This window comes from Paenibacillus sp. S28, from assembly GCF_016624415.1.
Classification (GTDB): Bacteria; Bacillota; Bacilli; order Paenibacillales; family Paenibacillaceae; genus Paenibacillus_AQ; species Paenibacillus_AQ favisporus.
Map to the genome: position 1 here is coordinate 117,394 of NZ_JACVTM010000008.1, position 16,181 is coordinate 133,574.

The 16,181-nt window shown below is 57.9% G+C and carries 16 protein-coding genes; 15 read left to right on the forward strand and 1 reads right to left on the reverse strand.

Annotated features, from left to right (window positions below):
- Positions 1-32: 32 nt before the first annotated feature.
- The 15 genes from IAE55_RS19895 (at position 33) to IAE55_RS19965 (ending at position 14,862) form a co-directional block, all read left to right on the forward strand.
- Positions 33-791 carry an ABC transporter ATP-binding protein gene (locus IAE55_RS19895; RefSeq protein ID WP_200633677.1) on the forward strand — a complete coding sequence of 253 codons (759 nt, stop codon included), beginning with the start codon at positions 33-35 and terminating at the stop codon, positions 789-791.
- A complete protein-coding gene (locus IAE55_RS19900) occupies positions 760-1,503 on the forward strand; it encodes an ABC transporter permease (protein WP_200633678.1) in 744 nt (247 codons plus the stop codon). Before IAE55_RS19895 ends, IAE55_RS19900 begins: the two co-directional genes overlap by 32 nt.
- 12 nt (positions 1,504-1,515) lie before the next feature.
- Positions 1,516-2,979, forward strand: a complete 1,464-nt coding sequence (locus tag IAE55_RS19905; RefSeq protein WP_200633679.1) for a sensor histidine kinase — start codon at positions 1,516-1,518, stop codon at positions 2,977-2,979.
- Entirely contained in the window at positions 2,976-3,668 is a 693-nt protein-coding gene (locus tag IAE55_RS19910) for a response regulator transcription factor (protein ID WP_145156587.1), read from the forward strand. Before IAE55_RS19905 ends, IAE55_RS19910 begins: the two co-directional genes overlap by 4 nt.
- Before the next feature lie 173 nt (positions 3,669-3,841).
- Positions 3,842-4,366 carry a DUF2269 family protein gene (locus IAE55_RS19915; RefSeq protein ID WP_145156588.1) on the forward strand — a complete coding sequence of 175 codons (525 nt, stop codon included), beginning with the start codon at positions 3,842-3,844 and terminating at the stop codon, positions 4,364-4,366.
- Positions 4,367-4,382: 16 nt separating this feature from the next.
- Positions 4,383-4,916 carry a DUF6220 domain-containing protein gene (locus IAE55_RS19920; protein WP_200633680.1) on the forward strand — a complete coding sequence of 178 codons (534 nt, stop codon included), beginning with the start codon at positions 4,383-4,385 and terminating at the stop codon, positions 4,914-4,916.
- A 192-nt stretch (positions 4,917-5,108) separates the two neighbouring features.
- A complete protein-coding gene (locus IAE55_RS19925; RefSeq protein ID WP_145157466.1) occupies positions 5,109-5,447 on the forward strand; it encodes a DUF3870 domain-containing protein in 339 nt (112 codons plus the stop codon).
- 418 nt (positions 5,448-5,865) lie between these two features.
- Entirely contained in the window at positions 5,866-6,690 is an 825-nt protein-coding gene (locus IAE55_RS19930) for a M55 family metallopeptidase (protein WP_200633681.1), read from the forward strand.
- 100 nt (positions 6,691-6,790) lie between these two features.
- Complete coding sequence (locus IAE55_RS19935; protein WP_200633682.1) at positions 6,791-7,723, forward strand: ABC transporter permease; 933 nt, start codon at positions 6,791-6,793, stop codon at positions 7,721-7,723.
- Positions 7,724-7,726: 3 nt separating this feature from the next.
- Positions 7,727-8,644: an ABC transporter permease gene (locus IAE55_RS19940; RefSeq protein WP_105443815.1), complete on the forward strand. Its 918-nt coding sequence runs from the start codon at positions 7,727-7,729 to the stop codon at positions 8,642-8,644.
- Positions 8,645-8,650: 6 nt separating this feature from the next.
- Positions 8,651-9,691 (forward strand): ABC transporter ATP-binding protein, encoded by a 1,041-nt coding sequence (locus IAE55_RS19945; RefSeq protein WP_200633683.1) that lies wholly within the window; start codon positions 8,651-8,653, stop codon positions 9,689-9,691.
- Between the two features lie 189 nt (positions 9,692-9,880).
- The gene (locus tag IAE55_RS19950) at positions 9,881-11,509 is read left to right on the forward strand and encodes a peptide ABC transporter substrate-binding protein (protein ID WP_442793343.1); all 1,629 of its coding nucleotides are present in this window, start codon (positions 9,881-9,883) and stop codon (positions 11,507-11,509) included.
- 17 nt (positions 11,510-11,526) lie between these two features.
- Entirely contained in the window at positions 11,527-12,501 is a 975-nt protein-coding gene (locus IAE55_RS19955) for a S66 peptidase family protein (protein ID WP_200633800.1), read from the forward strand.
- A 16-nt stretch (positions 12,502-12,517) separates the two neighbouring features.
- Positions 12,518-13,618 (forward strand): mandelate racemase/muconate lactonizing enzyme family protein, encoded by a 1,101-nt coding sequence (locus IAE55_RS19960; RefSeq protein WP_145156591.1) that lies wholly within the window; start codon positions 12,518-12,520, stop codon positions 13,616-13,618.
- Positions 13,618-14,862 (forward strand): C40 family peptidase, encoded by a 1,245-nt coding sequence (locus tag IAE55_RS19965; protein ID WP_234489715.1) that lies wholly within the window; start codon positions 13,618-13,620, stop codon positions 14,860-14,862. Before IAE55_RS19960 ends, IAE55_RS19965 begins: the two co-directional genes overlap by 1 nt.
- 306 nt (positions 14,863-15,168) lie before the next feature.
- Here the strand turns inward: IAE55_RS19965 and IAE55_RS19970 are convergent, their stop codons facing one another.
- Positions 15,169-16,164 (reverse strand): Gfo/Idh/MocA family protein, encoded by a 996-nt coding sequence (locus IAE55_RS19970; RefSeq protein WP_145156592.1) that lies wholly within the window; start codon positions 16,162-16,164, stop codon positions 15,169-15,171.
- Between the last annotated feature and the right edge of the window lie 17 nt (positions 16,165-16,181).

A 16,181-nucleotide genomic window follows, 5' to 3' on the forward strand; every position in this document is an offset into this window, starting at 1 on the left:
GCCGCCCTTTTTTAGAAGGAGGGATTGAACGCATGAACAGCGTACTTGAAGTGGAGGGAATCACCAAGCTTTTCCGTAACCACCGCGGGGTCAAGGATGTGTCATTTACCGCCTTGGAGGGCGAAGTATTCGGATTCATCGGGCCCAACGGCGCGGGCAAGACGACGGTGCTCAAAATCATCACGGGCTTAATCCAACCGGATCGGGGAAACGTCCGGATCATGGGGCATGATATCGCGGAGCGTTTTGAACAGGCCGTCAGCCATACCGGGTGTATCATTGAGACCCCGGAAGCTTATGAATACATGAGCGCCCGCGATAATTTGAAGCTGTCAGCACGGTTTTACAGGGATCTGCCGGCGAGCCGGATTGACGAAGTATTGGAGAAGGTCGGTCTCAAGCCATACCGCCATGAACGGGTGCGCGGCTTTTCGCTGGGAATGAAGCAGCGACTGGGGCTGGCTTCGGCGCTGCTGTCCGCTCCGCGGCTGGTACTGCTCGACGAACCGACGAACGGTCTGGATATCGAAGGGATGGCCGATTTTCGCAGCACGGTCCGGCAGCTGGCAGACCAAGGAATCACCTTCCTCATTTCCAGCCACCTGATCCACGATCTGAGCTTGATCGCCGACCGTGTCGGCGTGATGCGTGAGGGTCATCTGATCAGCCTGGGAAGGGAAGACGAATGGAACGGGGCAGGTATGTCGCTGGAACAATACGTTACCTTTAAATTGCTGGAGTCCAAGGAGGGGGAGCGCGATGCACAGCTTATACGCCAATCTGCTGAATGAAACGGAGAAGCTCTGGCGGCAGCGCCGGACGAAGGGATTTCTGCTGTTGGCTTTGATCCTTCCGGTCGTTACCGTGCTGCTGTCCAGCCTTCTGAAGATAAGGGCGGGGATGCTGTTTGGATTGGAGGGTAGCCTCCCGGTGGCCATGCTTCACTTGTTCACCTTTGCGATCATTCCGCTCTACATGGCGGCTGCGGCGGCCCACTCGTTTGCCGGGGAGGTGGCGGCCCGCACGATGAAGCTGGTTCTGCTGCGGCCGGTTACGCGTGCCCGGGCGTACGCGTCTAAAGTGATCGCCATCGCGGTGTTTGCCGCCCTATGCCTTGGCGTGCTCTGGATCGCCTCAACCGTATCGGCGTGGGCGGTCGGGGGACCGGCAGGCGGCATGGCGGACAGCCTGAAGGCGTACACCGCTTCCTTTGTGCCGATGATGGCCATCGGCCTGGTGTGCGTATTCATGGCGCAGCTGTTTTCGTCCGGAACCAGCGCCTTAATGACCATCGTGCTGATTTACGCCGCGGCCAAAGCGCTGCCTTTGCTGCTGCCGCAGCTTTCTGCCTGGTCTGTCTTTTCCTACACACGCTGGGATGTGCTGTGGACCGGCAGCGGGGCGCCGGCGGGTACACTGCTCAATACGTTTCTCCTGCTGCTGTCTTATATTATAATGGCTTATGCGGCGGGACTCATGATGTTCGCGAGAAAACAGCTCTAAGGAGATTGGCCCATGTCCATCAAAACAAGACTTTTGCTTTCTTATATTGCGATGACCTTCATCCCGGTCGTTCTGTTCGCTGTGATTGCCGGAGGGCTGTATACTGTATTGTTCAAAAACATCGGGGAAGGCCGAGGCACCCCTGCCATTTGGGAAAAGGCAAGCCTTCGCGGCGAAATGGCCGCCGGCCTCAAGTTTATGATCCAGACCGAACCCGATCGGTTCGCCGATCCCTCCTTCGTGGCCAAAGCGGACGAACAGCTGACCCGATTGGATGCGGGGATCGTCGTAACAGAAGACGGCCGGATCACGTATGCCTCGGATCTGCTCCGCGGCGTCGATGTGGAGAAGGAAATCCAGAAGTGGCAGCCGGCCATGTCCTGGCACCGCTGGGGAGCGAAAGGAAGCGGCCGGTTCTCCGTGGAGAAATTCGGTGTCGCCTTCAGCGGCCAGCATACGGGAGCGGTCTACGTCTTGACGGATATGAGCACATTTTTTGCGGAAGCTAAAAAGTTATTCCCGCTGATGATGCTAACCCTGCTTCTGGTCATCGGATTGACCAACGGGATTCTGACCTACTCGGTCTCCCGGAGCCTGATCAAGCCGCTGTATGCATTAAAGCATGCCGCAGAGCAGATCAAGGACGGGGATCTGAGCCACGAAATCGCGTTGAAACGCAAGGATGAGATCGGGGAGCTGGGGGAGGCGTTTGAAGAAATGCGGAGCCGTCTGAGCGATTCGATTCGCCTGCAGCTGCAGTACGAGGATAACCGCAAGGAGCTGATCGCAAGCATCTCCCATGACCTGAAGACGCCGATTACCGGCATCAAGGCTTGCGTGGAGGGCCTTCAGGACGGGATTGCCGATACCGACGCGATGCGGGATAAGTATATGGGGATGATCGCGAAAAAGACGGAGGATATGGACCGGCTGATTGAAGAACTGCTGCTGTTCTCGAAGCTGGATTTGAAGAAGCTGCCTTTTCATATGGAGCCGACCGATCTGAAAGGGTATGTTGCGGACTGTGTTCAGGAGCTGCGGCTCGATCCCCGGATGTCCGGCGTGAAGATCGCGTGTGAGCTGCCTGATAGGGAGCGCGTTCAGGTGATGGCGGACAGGGAGAAGCTGCGGAGAGTGATCCTGAATATTATCGACAACAGCCTGAAGTATTTGGATAAGGCGGATAAGGAACTGTCCGTAAACCTGAGAGACGGGTCGGATGAGGCTGTGATCCGGATCAAGGATAACGGCTCCGGGATTGAAGAAGCGGCGCTGCCGCATATTTTCGACCGGTTCTACCGTGCCGAGCCGTCGCGAAATACGGATACCGGCGGGAGCGGCCTCGGGCTTGCGATCGTTAAGCAAATGATCGAGGGCATGGGAGGCAGGGTCTGGGCGGAGAGTCGGACCGGCGAAGGAACGAGCATTTATTTTGCGTTGCCAAAGATGACAAGAGATGGCGGTGAGCGGGCGTGAAGCGCATTTTGATCATTGAGGATGAACTGGTCATTGCGGAAGTGGAAAAGGATTATTTGGAGGCGGGCGGATATGCCGTCGAAGTCGCGGCAAGCGGGGATACCGGCCTGAAGAAGGCGCTGGAAGAGGAGTACGATTTGATCATCCTCGATCTGATGCTGCCGAAGGTGGACGGATTCGAAATCTGCCGCCAGGTCCGCGAGGCGAGGAACATTCCGATCCTGATGGTGACCGCCCGCAAGGAGGATATCGATAAAATCCGGGGACTCGGCCTCGGTGCGGACGATTATATTACGAAGCCCTTCAGCGTAGGGGAGCTTGTGGCACGCGTCAAAGCGCATTTGTCCCGCTATGACCGGCTGACGTCGGAGCACCGGCGGGAGCCGAAGAGCGAGCTGCGGCTGCGGGGAATCCGGATCGACCAGCTGTCCCGCAAAGTGTTCGTGAACGAACAGGAGGTGCTGCTGACCTCTAAGGAGTATGATCTTCTGCTGTTCCTGTGCAACCACCCGAACCGGGTGTTCAGCAAGGACGACCTGTTCGAACGAATTTGGGGACTGGATGCTATGGGGGATAACGCCACCGTCACGGTGTACATCAGCAAATTAAGGGAGAAAATCGAAGCGAACCCCTCCAAGCCGCAATATATCGAGACGATTTGGGGCGTGGGTTACCGCTTTAATGTATAGATGAAGATGCGCAATGGATCCTAATAACGCGTTTTGGGAAGGCCTTTACTGTCGGTAAAGGTCTTTTTGCGTTTTCGGAGCTTGGAGGCCCGAGCGTGTTTTTATACTTTTTTTAGATTCGGTTTAGAGCCGGTTTAGAAACGGGATCTATGCTGAAGAAGGAGGTGAATCGGATGAAAAAAATGACGGTGAAGCAGCGGAAATGGCTGCTGACCCTGCACTTGCTGTTTTCGGCCGTCATGCTGGGCACGGCTGTTATTTTCTTGTTCTTGAGCATTACGGCAGCCGTCACAGAGGATGAGGGCGTATTTCGCGCATGCTACAGCATCATGCATATGCTGTCCGAAAAGACGGTGCGCGTGTCCACGATCGCAACGCTCGTAACCGGCATCATGCTGTCGGTCTGGACGCCATGGGGATTGTTCAAATATTACTGGATCATCGTCAAGGAAATCCTGACGCTGCTTCTGGTCATTCTCGGACCCGTCGGCATGTATTTCTGGACGCTGCAAGCTGTACAATATGTCTCCGAGCCGGGAATGCAGGGTATCCTCAGCCCGGAATTTACGGTGAACAACGTACAGCTGTGGACCGGGATCATTCTGCAGATCGTTTCGCTGGCAGGGTTATTTATCATTTCGGTATTCAAACCGTGGGGAGCAAGGCGGGACAAAGCAAGACTCCATGTTAAAAGATGAAAGGGAGCGGTAAGGAATGGGTGGCAGGAACGAAAAGCAGGGGAAAAATGAAGCAAAAGGAGGATTCGGTACGAAATCGGAGCCTGGGTGGCAGTTCAACTCCGGTGATGCAGGAGCTGCAACGATGCCGGTCCGGATCCGAACCGTTAGGTGGATCTACGCATTGTTGGCGGCGGGTTACCTCGCCTGTGTAGTTGTGCAGGTGTTTTTCGCCGGCCTCGGCATTTTTGTGGATCCCGGCGATTTGCAGCTGCATCGTGTCTTTGCGAACGTTTTTGAGTTCGTTCCTATTGTAATGTTTGTCCTGTCCTTCTTGGGGGATATCCGGGGTGGTCTACGATGGTGGCCGCTCGCGCTGTTCGCCTTGACTGCGCTGCAGCACATCACCATTCAAAATGTGACAGGTTCGCTGCGTGCGCTTCATGCGGTGGATGCGCTGCTGCTGTTCGGGTTGTCGGTCCATTTGGCTAGACGTTCCTGGCCTTGTCTGCTGGGTACGAACCGAGCCGGGAAGGCAAGTGCGTCAGGGTCCGAAGATATGAAAGGCTAGTACATGTGATGTTTTCTGACGCAATAAAAAATATTAAGCGCTTGCATGAACTTTGTATTTACAAAAACGCGGATCCCTTGTTAGAATAAATAACAAAACAGCTTGTCCTTGCGGCTTATAGGTCGTCCGATGCCGCCCATCGAACATCCCTATGGGTTCAGCAGGAGAGCGAGGAGACGGGGGATGCGTCAATTGTACGATAAAGACACGATCTACATCGTCGGCGATGCACAGACCTCGGTGAATAATCCGATAACCCAGCAGTACAGCGCCTTTTTTATCGGGCTGGTCGTGGACACCGTCAGCCACAAAATCGTGGATGCCGCCTGTTCCTCCACGATTCCACTCACGTCGCAGTTTGTACGCTCCATCTTTCTCGGGAAGAGCATGCTTTCCCTTGAGCCGGTAGCGGAAGAGATTCGGACGAGGTATTACGGCTCTTCGCAGAAGGCGATCATCGTGGCGTTTAAGGATGCGCAGAAGAAGTACAAATTGGCGCTTTCGTCGAGGGAAACTTCGCCGGATTCATGAGCAGAGCTATTCAGAACGATTCATTTCCGTATTTTCCGTGATCCACCAATTGCATACCGCTGCTTTGTTTATCAGTATGGCGACATACGCGTAAATAAAACCCAGCAAATGACATATGCACGCCCGGGCAGCGCAGGCATATGACGTTTGCCGGGTTTTTTTCATAATATCAGAAAGTATAAACTCCAGAGCCATAGCTTCCTGATATTGCAAGAAAAATTACCTTTAAACGCGGTCTGTCTTCTGTGAAGGTACGTCGATAGACGTTTTTCTTATAATATCAGAAAGTTTAAACTCCAGAGCCATAGCTTCCTGATATTGCAAGAAAAAATACCTTTAAACGCGGTCTGTCTTCTGTGAAGGTACGTCGATAGACGTTTTTCTTATACCCAAATACGACAATCGGAGGGACTTGAAGATGAAATTGTACATATCCATTGATATGGAGGGCATTACCGGTCTGGTGGACGCGACATTCGTCGATTCCAGCCGCTACAACTACACCCGGGGCCAGCATATCATGACGGCCGAGGCGAATCACGTCATCGAAACCGCTTTTGAAGAAGGGTTCAGCGAGGTGATCGTCAACGACAGCCACTCGAAAATGAACAATCTGATCATCGAAAATCTCCACCCGGACAGCAAATTGATTTCCGGCGACGTCAAACCGTTTTCGATGATGCAGGGGCTTGACGGAAGTTATGCGGGAGCCGTCTTTCTCGGCTATCACGCGATGGCGGCCCGAAAGGGCGTCCTCAGCCATACGATGATTTTCGGCGTCCGGAACATGTATATCAACGACGTCTCCGTAGGCGAATTGGGATTTAACGCTTACGTGGCGGGACATTACGGCGTGCCGGTACTGATGGTGGCCGGTGACGACGAGACCGCTATCGAGGCCGAAAGCCTGCTGCCCGGCGTGACGACGGCGATCGTCAAGGAGCGTATATCTCGCACGTCGGCGCTGTGCCTGTCACCGGAGAAGAGCGGACGGCTGCTCCGGCAGAAGATGGCCGAAGCGATTGCCGGCCGCGACCGCGTCAAGCCGCTCGTTCCGCCGGTACGCCCGCAGCTGACGATCGAATTCGCGAATTACGGGCAGGCGGAATGGGCCCATCTGATGCCAGGCACCACGATCGAACAGGGATCGCCTGTCGTCTCGTTCCAGGCCAAAGATATTCTTGAAGCGTACCAGGCTATGCTGGTCATGACCGAGCTGGCCATGCGGACGTCCTTCTGCTGACGAAGGCCGCCTGTTTTCCGAAAATACGCTGTCAGGTTTATCCGAGGTAGATGGGCCCGAAAGAATGCACCATATGCCGAGTAAAGAGAGGGTGAGATTCATGGCGCAATACATTTTGAAGCGTTTCTTATCCATGCTGGTCACGCTGTGGCTGATCGTCACGGTCACCTTTTTCCTGATGCACTCGATTCCCGGCTCTCCGTTTGACCGCGACGGGAAGGAAGCAAGCGCAGCGGTCGTGCAGAACATGATGTCGTTCTACCATCTGGACAAGCCGCTGGGCGTCCAGTATTTGCTGTATCTCAAATCGCTGCTGACCTTCGATCTCGGGCCATCGATATCCCATTACCCGACAACGGTGAACACGATGATCGACCGCGGCTTCCCGGTATCCTTCCAGCTCGGCGCGGCGGCCATTCTGCTGGCGATTGCAGCCGGAATAGCGCTGGGTACGGTGGCCGCCCTGAAGCAGAACGGCATCATCGACTATATCGCCATGGTGCTGGCCGTCATCGGCATCGCGGTGCCGAGCTTCGTGATTGCTCCGCTCCTGATCAAGTATGTCGCCGTCAAATGGGGGCTGTTGCCGGTCGCTTCGTGGGGAACGTGGAAGCATGTAGTGCTTCCGGCCTTCGCTCTCTCGGTTGGTCCCATCGCCACGATCGCGCGCCTGACCCGGGCCAATCTGATTGAGGTGCTGACCCAGGACTATATGGAGACGGCTCGCTCCAAAGGGCTGTCGCCGGGGAGGATGATTGTCAAGCATGCGCTGCGCAATGCGGTGCTGCCCGTGGTGACGCTGCTCGGCGCGCTGCTGGCCAACGTGCTGACGGGGAGCTTCGTCATCGAGAAAATCTTCGCGATCCCCGGCATGGGGAAATACTTCGTGGACGGCATCAACAACCGGGATTACGCCGTCATCATGGGCACGACGGTCTTTTACAGCGCACTCCTCATCTTCATGATGTTTATTGTGGATATCGTGTACGGGTTCATCGATCCCCGTATCAAGCTGCATAGAAAGGGGGCCTGACGCATGCAGATACCGGACCATTTGTTTACCCCAATGTACAGAACGGCCGGAGAACAGGAGCGGATCGTCAGGCCGCGCCAGTCGTTATGGCAGCAGGCCGTCCGCAGTTTGCTCCGCAACAAGCTGGCCTGCTGCGGACTCGTCCTGATCGTGCTGCTGGCACTGCTGGCCGTGTTCGGCCCGCTGCTGACGGATCAGAGCTACTCCGGCCAGAATCTGCTCAGCGCGAACCAGCCTCCGTCCGGCGCGCACTGGTTCGGAACGGATGACCTTGGGCGGGACGTCTTCGCCCGGATTTTGTACGGTTCGCGCATCTCGCTTACGGTCGGTTTGGCCGCGGCCCTGATCGATTTTTTCATCGGTATCATTTACGGCGGCATCGCCGGATATTTCGGCGGGCGCGTCGATAACGCGATGATGCGTTTCGTCGATATGCTGTACGGCATTCCTTATCTGCTCGTGGTCATTCTGCTCATGGTCGTAATGGGCCCCGGGCTGCTGACCATTATTCTGGCTTTGACGGCAACGGGGTGGATCGGGATGGCGCGGATCGTCCGCGGGCAGGTGCTTCAGCTGAAATCGTCGGAGTACGTCCTGGCCGCCCGGACCTTGGGGGCCGGGTCGTGGTACATCATCCGCAGGCACATGCTTCCCAACGCCGTCGGGGTCATCATCGTGCAGGTGACGTTTTCCGTGCCGTCGGCCATTTTCGCCGAAGCCTTCCTCAGCTTCCTCGGTCTTGGCATCCAGCCGCCGCTCGCGAGCTGGGGAACGATGGCCAACGATGCCCTGCCGACCATTCTGTCCGGCAACTGGTGGCGGCTGTTCTTCCCGGCCTTTTTCATTTCGGTGACGATGCTCGCCTTCAACCTGTTGGGAGATGGACTCTTGAACGCCTTTAATCCGAAGCAAAGGAGGTAACGGAAGATGAACAACGACGCGCTGCTCGAAGTGGACAATTTGCATGTTTCGTTCTCCACCTACGGCGGGGAGGTGAAGGCCGTCAGGGGCGTCAGCCTCCGCGTGCACCGGGGAGAGACGCTGGCGATCGTCGGCGAATCCGGCTGCGGCAAAAGCGTCACCGCCCGCAGCATCATGCGGCTCCTGCCCAAGAACAACTCGAGGATTACGGAGGGCAGCATCCGTTTTAACGGACGCGAGCTGACGCGTTTGAGTGAAAAGCAGATGCGTGACGTGCGCGGCTCGGACATCGCGATCATCTTTCAGGATGCGATGACCGCGCTGAATCCGACAATGACGATCGGGGAGCAGCTGATGGAGGGCGTCATCCGCCACCTGCGGCTGTCCCGGACGGAGGCGAAGAAGCGGGCGGTCGAGATGCTGCAGTTCGTGGGCATCCGCGACCCGGAGCTCCGGCTGAAGCAGCACCTGCATCAGTTCAGCGGGGGCATGAGGCAGCGGATCATGATCGCGATGGCGGCGATCTGCAGTCCCGCCGTCCTGATCGCGGACGAACCGACCACCGCGCTGGACGTCACGATCCAGGCGCAAATCCTGGATCTGTTCCGCATGCTGCAGCGCACGACCCAGGCTTCGCTGATCATGATTACGCACGACCTCGGCGTCGTCGCCAGCATCGCCGACCGCGTCAATGTCATGTATGCGGGGCAGGTTGTGGAATCCGCACCGGTCAAGGAGCTGTTCCGGAATCCGCAGCATCCGTATACGCAGGGGCTGCTCGATTCCATCCCGCGCCTGGACCGGCCAAGTGGGGCGAAGCTCGACGCGATCCCGGGCACGCCGCCGGACCTGTTCGCACCTCCGAAGGGATGTGCGTTTGCCGCCCGGTGTCCTCACGCGATGGAGGTATGCGGCCTGTTCCCGCCGGACAGCGTGAAGCTGGACGGAGAGCATACCGTAGCTTGCTGGCTGCAGGATGCCCGGGCCAGAACAATGCCGCCGCGAGGGCCGGCGCAGGTTGAAACCGCATCGGCCAGCCAGGGATAAGGCATGAAGAGCACGGTTTTATCATTTTGCGGGAACAGGATCCTGCTTCAGGTTTGCTCTGCAAGCCTTGGGACTTGACCATAGATCAGCGTCTTGAATAGCGCAAGCTCATGAATAACGGAATAGCTTGTATTTGCAGCAACCAACCAATTCGGGATTAAGGGAGAGGGTCTCATGGAAAAGGCTGTCATGAACAAGGCTGTGAAAAGAAGGTTAGTACTGGTGCTGCTGACGTGCATGCTGCTCAGTCTGCTGCTGGCCGCATGCGGCGGCGGAACCGAAGGAGCAGGCGGCGGTGGAGGAGATACGGGAAGTAAAATCCTCCTGTACAACAACGTTCGCGAGCCCACTTCGCTCGATCCGCCGATCGGCTTCGATCAGGTTTCCTATGACATTTTGAACAATGCGATGGAGGGCATGACGCGTCTCGGCAAGGACCAGTCTCCGGAGCCGGCCATGGCGTCCGAGTGGAAGGTATCCGAAGACGGACTCAAATACACGTTCACGCTGCGCGACGGCGTACAGTGGAGCAATGGCGAGCCGGTTAAGGCGGGCGACTTCGAGTTTGCCTGGAAAAGAATGCTCGATCCGAAAACGGCGTCTTCGGCCGCGACGCTGGCCTATGTGTTTAAAGGAGCGGAGGCTTTTAACTCCGGCAAAGGGACGGCAGACGACGTGCAGGTCAAAGCCGCTGACGACAAGACGCTGGAAGTGACGCTGGCCCAGCCGGCGCCCTGGCTGCTGAGCATGCTGGCGAATCCGGCCTTCTTCCCGGTGCCGCAAAAGACCGTGGAGTCCAATCCGAACTGGACGGCGGAGGCCGATACGTTCGTCAGCAACGGCCCGTTCCGCATCTCCCAGTGGAATCACGATTCCGAGCTGAAAATGGTGAAGAACGATAAATATTGGGATGCAGCGAACGTGAAGCTGGACGGCGTCACGTTCAAAATGATCAACGATTCCAACACGGAATACCAGCTGTACCAAAGCGGCGAGCTGCACATTGCCGGCGTTCCCGCCGATATGAGCGACCAGTTGTTCTCGGAAGGCAAGGTGAACGTTCAGGATTCGGCAGGTACGTATTTTTACCGCTTCAATACGACCATGAAGCCGTTCGACAACGCCAAAATCCGCAAAGCCTTTGCGCTCGCGGTGGACCGTCAGAAAATCGTGGACCTGGTGGTCAAGCAGAAGCAAAAGCCGGCCGGGGGTTTCGTATCCTACGGACTCAAGGAGCCGGACGGACGCGATTTCCGCGAGGTGGGCGGCGACCTGATTACATTTGACGCAGCGCAGGCCAAGAGCCTGCTTGCGGAAGGCATGAAGGAAGCGGGATACAGCACGCTGCCCGAAGTGACGCTGACTTACAATACAAACGATTTGCATCAGAAAATCGCCGAAACGCTGCAGGCCATGTTCAAGGAAAACCTGGGTGTCGACGTCAAGCTCGCGGGCAAAGAAGGCAAAGTCCTCACCGCGGAGCAGAAGCAGCTTCAGCTGCAGTTTTCCCGGTCGTCCTGGCTGCCGGATTTCGCCGATCCGATCAACTTCCTGGACATCTTCCAAAGCAAAAGTCCGAACAACCGTACGGGCTGGAGCAATGCCGAATACGACAAGCTGATCCAGGCCGCTTACCAGGAGACGGACGAGGCGAAGCGCTATGACCTGATGCACCAGGCCGAAAAAATCCTGATGGACGAGGCGCCGATCATGCCGATGTATTTCTATGATTCTGCTTATCTGCAAAGCGACAAGCTCGTCGACGTGGTACGCCATCCATACGGCTACATGGACTTTAAGTGGGCTGATTTGAAATGAGAAGGCTGAGACCGTTCATGCATGCTGCCGATTCGGGCATAGAAGGGGCGCAGGCCGGTGCCGGGAGAAGGCCGATCCGGCCGACCCGGTTGAAGCCGGGGGACACGGTGGGCATCACCGCCCCGGCGAGCCGCGGGGACGCGGAGGCGATCCGCCGTTCGGCCGAAGTGTTCGAAGAGCTTGGCCTGAAGGTCCGGTTTGGCGATTCGCTGAACCGCGGCCACGGCTACCTCGCCGGAACCGACGCGGAGCGGGCCGCCGAGCTGAACGCCATGTTTGCGGATCCCGGCATTCAGGCCATCGTTTGCGCCCGGGGAGGGTACGGCACGGCCAGGATTGCGGAGAGGCTCGATTACGATCAGATCCGCCGGCATCCCAAAATTTTGTGGGGGTACAGTGACATCACCTTCCTGCATGCCGCCATCTGGAAGATGACCGGATTGATCACAGTGCATGGGCCGATGATGATCTGTCTTGGGGACAAGGACGTGCACCCGTTGACCCGGCAGAGCTTCGCCCAGCTGGTCCGGCCCGAGCCGTTCCGCTACACCGGGGACATCACCCCGCTGCATACCTTGGTGGAGGGCAAGGCCAAAGGCCCGCTCGTGGGGGGCAACCTGACTTTGCTGATGAGTACGCTCGGAACGCCGTTTGAGATCGATACCAGGGGCTGTCTCCTGTTTATCGAGGATATCGGGGAGGAGCCGTACCGGATCGACCGTATGCTGAATCAGCTGCGGATGGCGGGCAAGCTGGAGCAGGCGGCCGGTATCCTGGTGGGCGACTTCCGAGATTGCGAGCCGGTGAAGCGCCCGGTCTCCTTTACCTTAGAGGAGGTCATCCGGCATTATGTGACCGAAGCGGGCAGACCTTCCCTGATGGGCTTCGGGATCGGGCACGGCTCGCCCAACGTCGCGGTTCCGCACGGGATGGAAGCCGAGCTGAGCACGGCTGACAAAAAGGTGGAAGCGCTGGAGTCAGCCATTATATAGAGGAGGCAACCGGCAAATGCGAATACATGATATCGAAGTGCTGCGCAAGTACACGCCGCTGACCAAACCGTTCAAGACGGCGCTGCGCACGGTTCATCAAGCCGAATCGATTGTAGTGAAAATGACGGCCGACGACGGAAAAGTGGGCTGGGGCGAGGCGCCGGCCACCGTCGTCATCACAGGCGACAGCCTTGAGGCGATTCAGTCCGCCATCGAGCATACATTCAAGCCGCTGCTGATCGGCCAAAGCCTGCTCGCTTACGAGCAGATCCTTCAGTCGGTCCATCAGGCCATGGTCGGCTGTACCAGTGCCAAAGCGGCCATCGATATGGCCGTATATGACTTGGTGGCCCAGCACGGACGTATGCCACTGTATCAGTTTCTCGGCGGCTACCGCGACCGGATCGAAACGGACTTTACGGTCAGCGTCAACTCGCCTGAGGAGATGGGAGAAGACGCGGCCCAATACGTTCAGGCGGGATTTACCGTGCTGAAGATCAAGGTCGGCAAGGATGACATCGAGCATGACATCCGCCGCATCCGGGAAATCCGGCAGCGCATCGGCAGCGACGTCAAGATCCGGCTGGATGCCAACCAGGGCTGGCAGGCCAAGGAGGCGATCCGCTCCATCCGGAAGATGGAGGACATGGGCCTCAACGTCGAACTGGTGGAGCAGCCGGTCCGGGCCGGGGATATTTACGGGCTGCAGCAGGTGACCGCCGCGGTGGACACTTTGATTATGGCCGACGAAAGCGTCTTTTCTCCAGTGCAGGCGCTGGAGGTGCTGCAGCGGCACGCGGCCGACCTGATCAACATCAAGCTGATGAAGGCAGGCGGCATTTACAAGGCGCAGCTGATCAACCAGCTGGCTGAAGAATACGGCGTCGAGTGCATGGTGGGCAGCATGATCGAATCCCGATTGGCAGTGACCGCCGCTGCCCATTTCGCCGCCAGCAAAAAGAACGTCACCCGCTACGACTTCGACGCGCCGCTGATGCTGCACCAGGATGATGTCGTCGGCGGCGTCATGTACGACGGCCGGGTGATGACCTTCTCGGATGCGCCGGGTCTGGGCATAACCGACGTGCGCACGACAGACGAAGTGGGGGTATGGTGATGGCGGATCGAGACGATCAGGCCTTATTCCCGGCATGGCGGGTGGTCAGCGTTCCGGTAGCCACCGTCTGGACCAGCCCGTCCTCTCCGCGGGCGCTGGACGCGCCGGCACTGGCCGGGTTCGCCCCTAGCGAACTTGAACGGGAGGCCAAGGACCAATCTGATTCGGGGAATCCGTTGGAGATGGAAAGCGATCCGGGGATTGCGCGGGGGAGCGGTATCGAGGTATGGCTCGCCGCGATGACGGTACCGGATAAGCTAGACCTGTGCGCGGCCAACCGCGTGCAGACCCAGGCGCTGTACGGCACGCCAGTCCTTGCTTACGAAGAGCTGGACGGCTGGAGCATGGTCGCCATCCCGGGCCAGCTCTCGCCCAAGGATGAGAACGGATATCCCGGCTGGATTCCGACGGAGCAGCTGCTGCCGCTGAGTGAGGAGGAAGTGCGTCGGCTGCTGGACAGCAGCGGAAACGTTCCAGGCGCCGCTGCTGCTCCAGCTTCTGCGATCGTTACGGCACCTACGACGGACTTGGAGATGTTATCCTCATCGGCGAAGATGCGTATCAGCTTCCTGACAAGGCTGCCGCTGGCGACCGAGGAGGAGCGGGGGACGGTGCTTGAGGTAGAACCCGGCGATGGAGTTCAAGCCGTCCCGGGTTTTCAAGCCGAAACAGGGGCAATACCGGATGTTGGAGCTCTTTCCCATACAGGAAGTCCTTCTAAAGGAGGCGTTGAGGCAGGAGCAGATTATCGTAGGGATGCTTTTGTCGTCGTGCAGACCCCGCACGGTCTTGCCCGGATCAGACGGGCAGACGTACAGGTGGTGGCTGAGCCTGGGGAATACCCGGGCTCTCGTGCGGATGAACAGAATAGGGGCCAGGCCATCGTGTCGCAGGCCAAGCGCTTTCTTGGACTGCCTTACTTGTGGGGAGGCATGTCGGCCTGGGGCTACGACTGCTCCGGGTTTGCCCACTCCATGCTTCTCGCCTGCGGCATCGTCATCCCAAGGGACGCCTCTGTCCAGGCGCTGCACGGAGCAAGCATCCCGCCGGAGGAGCTGCAGCCGGGGGATCTGCTGTTCTTTGCCTATGAGCAGGGCAAGGGACGCGTCCATCATGTCGGCATCTACGCCGGGGACGGGCACATGATCCATTCGCCGGATTCGGCTAGCTCCGTGGAGCTGATTCCGCTGAAAGGGTATAAGCTTGCTGACGAGCACTGCGTCACCCGTCGTTATTGGACGTAGAGGCACGCGGGAAAGGGAGCAGCGATGGGGACGACTAGCTGCGCTAGGAAGTGAGCCACTCCGGGAATAAGGCCGGTCGGAAACGAGGTGCCTGGAAAAAAGCTGGTCGGAGACAAGACAGGTGCCTGGAAAAATAATCGCCTGAAATGGGATCGCCGGAAAAGTTCGGGTTCTAATAGACCTGCTCATTCCCGGCAGGCCGCCCCTGAATTGTGAAGCTTGTTGATATGATACAGCCAAAGGGCCGTCCTCAGCCGCATGATACCCGCGGCGTACAAGACGGCCCTTATCATTTTCAAGTATGGGTCATTCCGATAAATCGGCGATCCTGACAGCCGCACCCGAGCGGGCCGACAGGTTGGAAGCTTCCATCAGCCGGGTCAGGTCAAGCGCCATCTCCGTATTGAACGAGCCGGGCTCGCCCGTGACGATATGGTCGACCCATTGCTCCATCGCCGAATGAAGTGCCTCCGGAAGCGGCCATTCCACGATCGGTTCGGCACCGTTCTCAGTGCTCGCGACGATCACCTTACGGCTGTGCGTGGAGTACTGCAGGCTGCCTTTCGTGCCGTGCACTTCCAGCGTGAACGGGGAGAGAGGATTCACGAAGCCGGCTTCAACGATGCCGAGCGCACCATCCCGGTAGCTGAGCACGGCTACCGCGTTATCCTCTACCTCGCGGCCAGTCACGTAGCCGTAGCTGGCGCTGACGATCTCCGGCATGCCGAGCACGAAGCGCGCCAAAATCATCGGATGGCAGCCGAGATCGATCATAGCTCCGCCGGCACTCTGCTGCGGATCGTAGAAGTACGCGGGCAAACCGTTTTCCGTAAGCGCGCCTTTGTGCGCCAGCCTGACGCGGGCGATCGTCAGCTTGCCGAGCAGACCTTTGCCGATGACCTCGCGTGCCGCCTGTGCGAAGGACGTATTCAGTCGCGGCAGTGAAACAGTAAGCATAACGCCGGCATTCCGAACGGCCGCGACGATCTCGTTGCATTCCCGGACCGTCTTCGCGAGCACCTTTTCCGTAAAAATATGCTTGCCCGCATTCGCCGCCGCGATCATAATCTCGCGGTGCATCGTCGTCGGCGCGGTTACTATTACGGCATCGATGCCCGGTTCGGCCAGCAGCACGGGCAGCTCCCTGTAAAATGGAACACCGAGCTCTTCCGCCTTTGCCCGGCCCCGCCCCGGATCCTCGTCCCATACCGCCTTGATGGATAAGTCAGGATGCTGCTGCGCCTGAAGCACGTAATCCTTGGCATGGACATGCCAGAAACTCAAGATGGCGACATTAATCATGTCTTTATTCCTCCAGT

Excerpts from the sequence above, each read along its gene's own strand:
- IAE55_RS19895 (WP_200633677.1), top strand. The coding sequence starts at position 33 with ATGAACAGCGTACTTGAAGTGGAGGGAATCACCAAGCTTTTCCGTAAC.
- IAE55_RS19900 (WP_200633678.1), top strand. The coding sequence starts at position 760 with ATGCACAGCTTATACGCCAATCTGCTGAATGAAACGGAGAAGCTCTGG.
- IAE55_RS19905 (WP_200633679.1), top strand. The coding sequence starts at position 1,516 with ATGTCCATCAAAACAAGACTTTTGCTTTCTTATATTGCGATGACCTTC.
- IAE55_RS19915 (WP_145156588.1), top strand. The coding sequence starts at position 3,842 with ATGAAAAAAATGACGGTGAAGCAGCGGAAATGGCTGCTGACCCTGCAC.
- IAE55_RS19920 (WP_200633680.1), top strand. The coding sequence starts at position 4,383 with ATGGGTGGCAGGAACGAAAAGCAGGGGAAAAATGAAGCAAAAGGAGGA.
- IAE55_RS19930 (WP_200633681.1), top strand. The coding sequence starts at position 5,866 with ATGAAATTGTACATATCCATTGATATGGAGGGCATTACCGGTCTGGTG.
- IAE55_RS19935 (WP_200633682.1), top strand. The coding sequence starts at position 6,791 with ATGGCGCAATACATTTTGAAGCGTTTCTTATCCATGCTGGTCACGCTG.
- IAE55_RS19940 (WP_105443815.1), top strand. The coding sequence starts at position 7,727 with ATGCAGATACCGGACCATTTGTTTACCCCAATGTACAGAACGGCCGGA.
- IAE55_RS19945 (WP_200633683.1), top strand. The coding sequence starts at position 8,651 with ATGAACAACGACGCGCTGCTCGAAGTGGACAATTTGCATGTTTCGTTC.
- IAE55_RS19950 (WP_442793343.1), top strand. The coding sequence starts at position 9,881 with ATGAACAAGGCTGTGAAAAGAAGGTTAGTACTGGTGCTGCTGACGTGC.
- IAE55_RS19955 (WP_200633800.1), top strand. The coding sequence starts at position 11,527 with ATGCATGCTGCCGATTCGGGCATAGAAGGGGCGCAGGCCGGTGCCGGG.
- IAE55_RS19960 (WP_145156591.1), top strand. The coding sequence starts at position 12,518 with ATGCGAATACATGATATCGAAGTGCTGCGCAAGTACACGCCGCTGACC.
- IAE55_RS19965 (WP_234489715.1), top strand. The coding sequence starts at position 13,618 with ATGGCGGATCGAGACGATCAGGCCTTATTCCCGGCATGGCGGGTGGTC.
- IAE55_RS19970 (WP_145156592.1), bottom strand. The coding sequence starts at position 16,164 with ATGATTAATGTCGCCATCTTGAGTTTCTGGCATGTCCATGCCAAGGAT.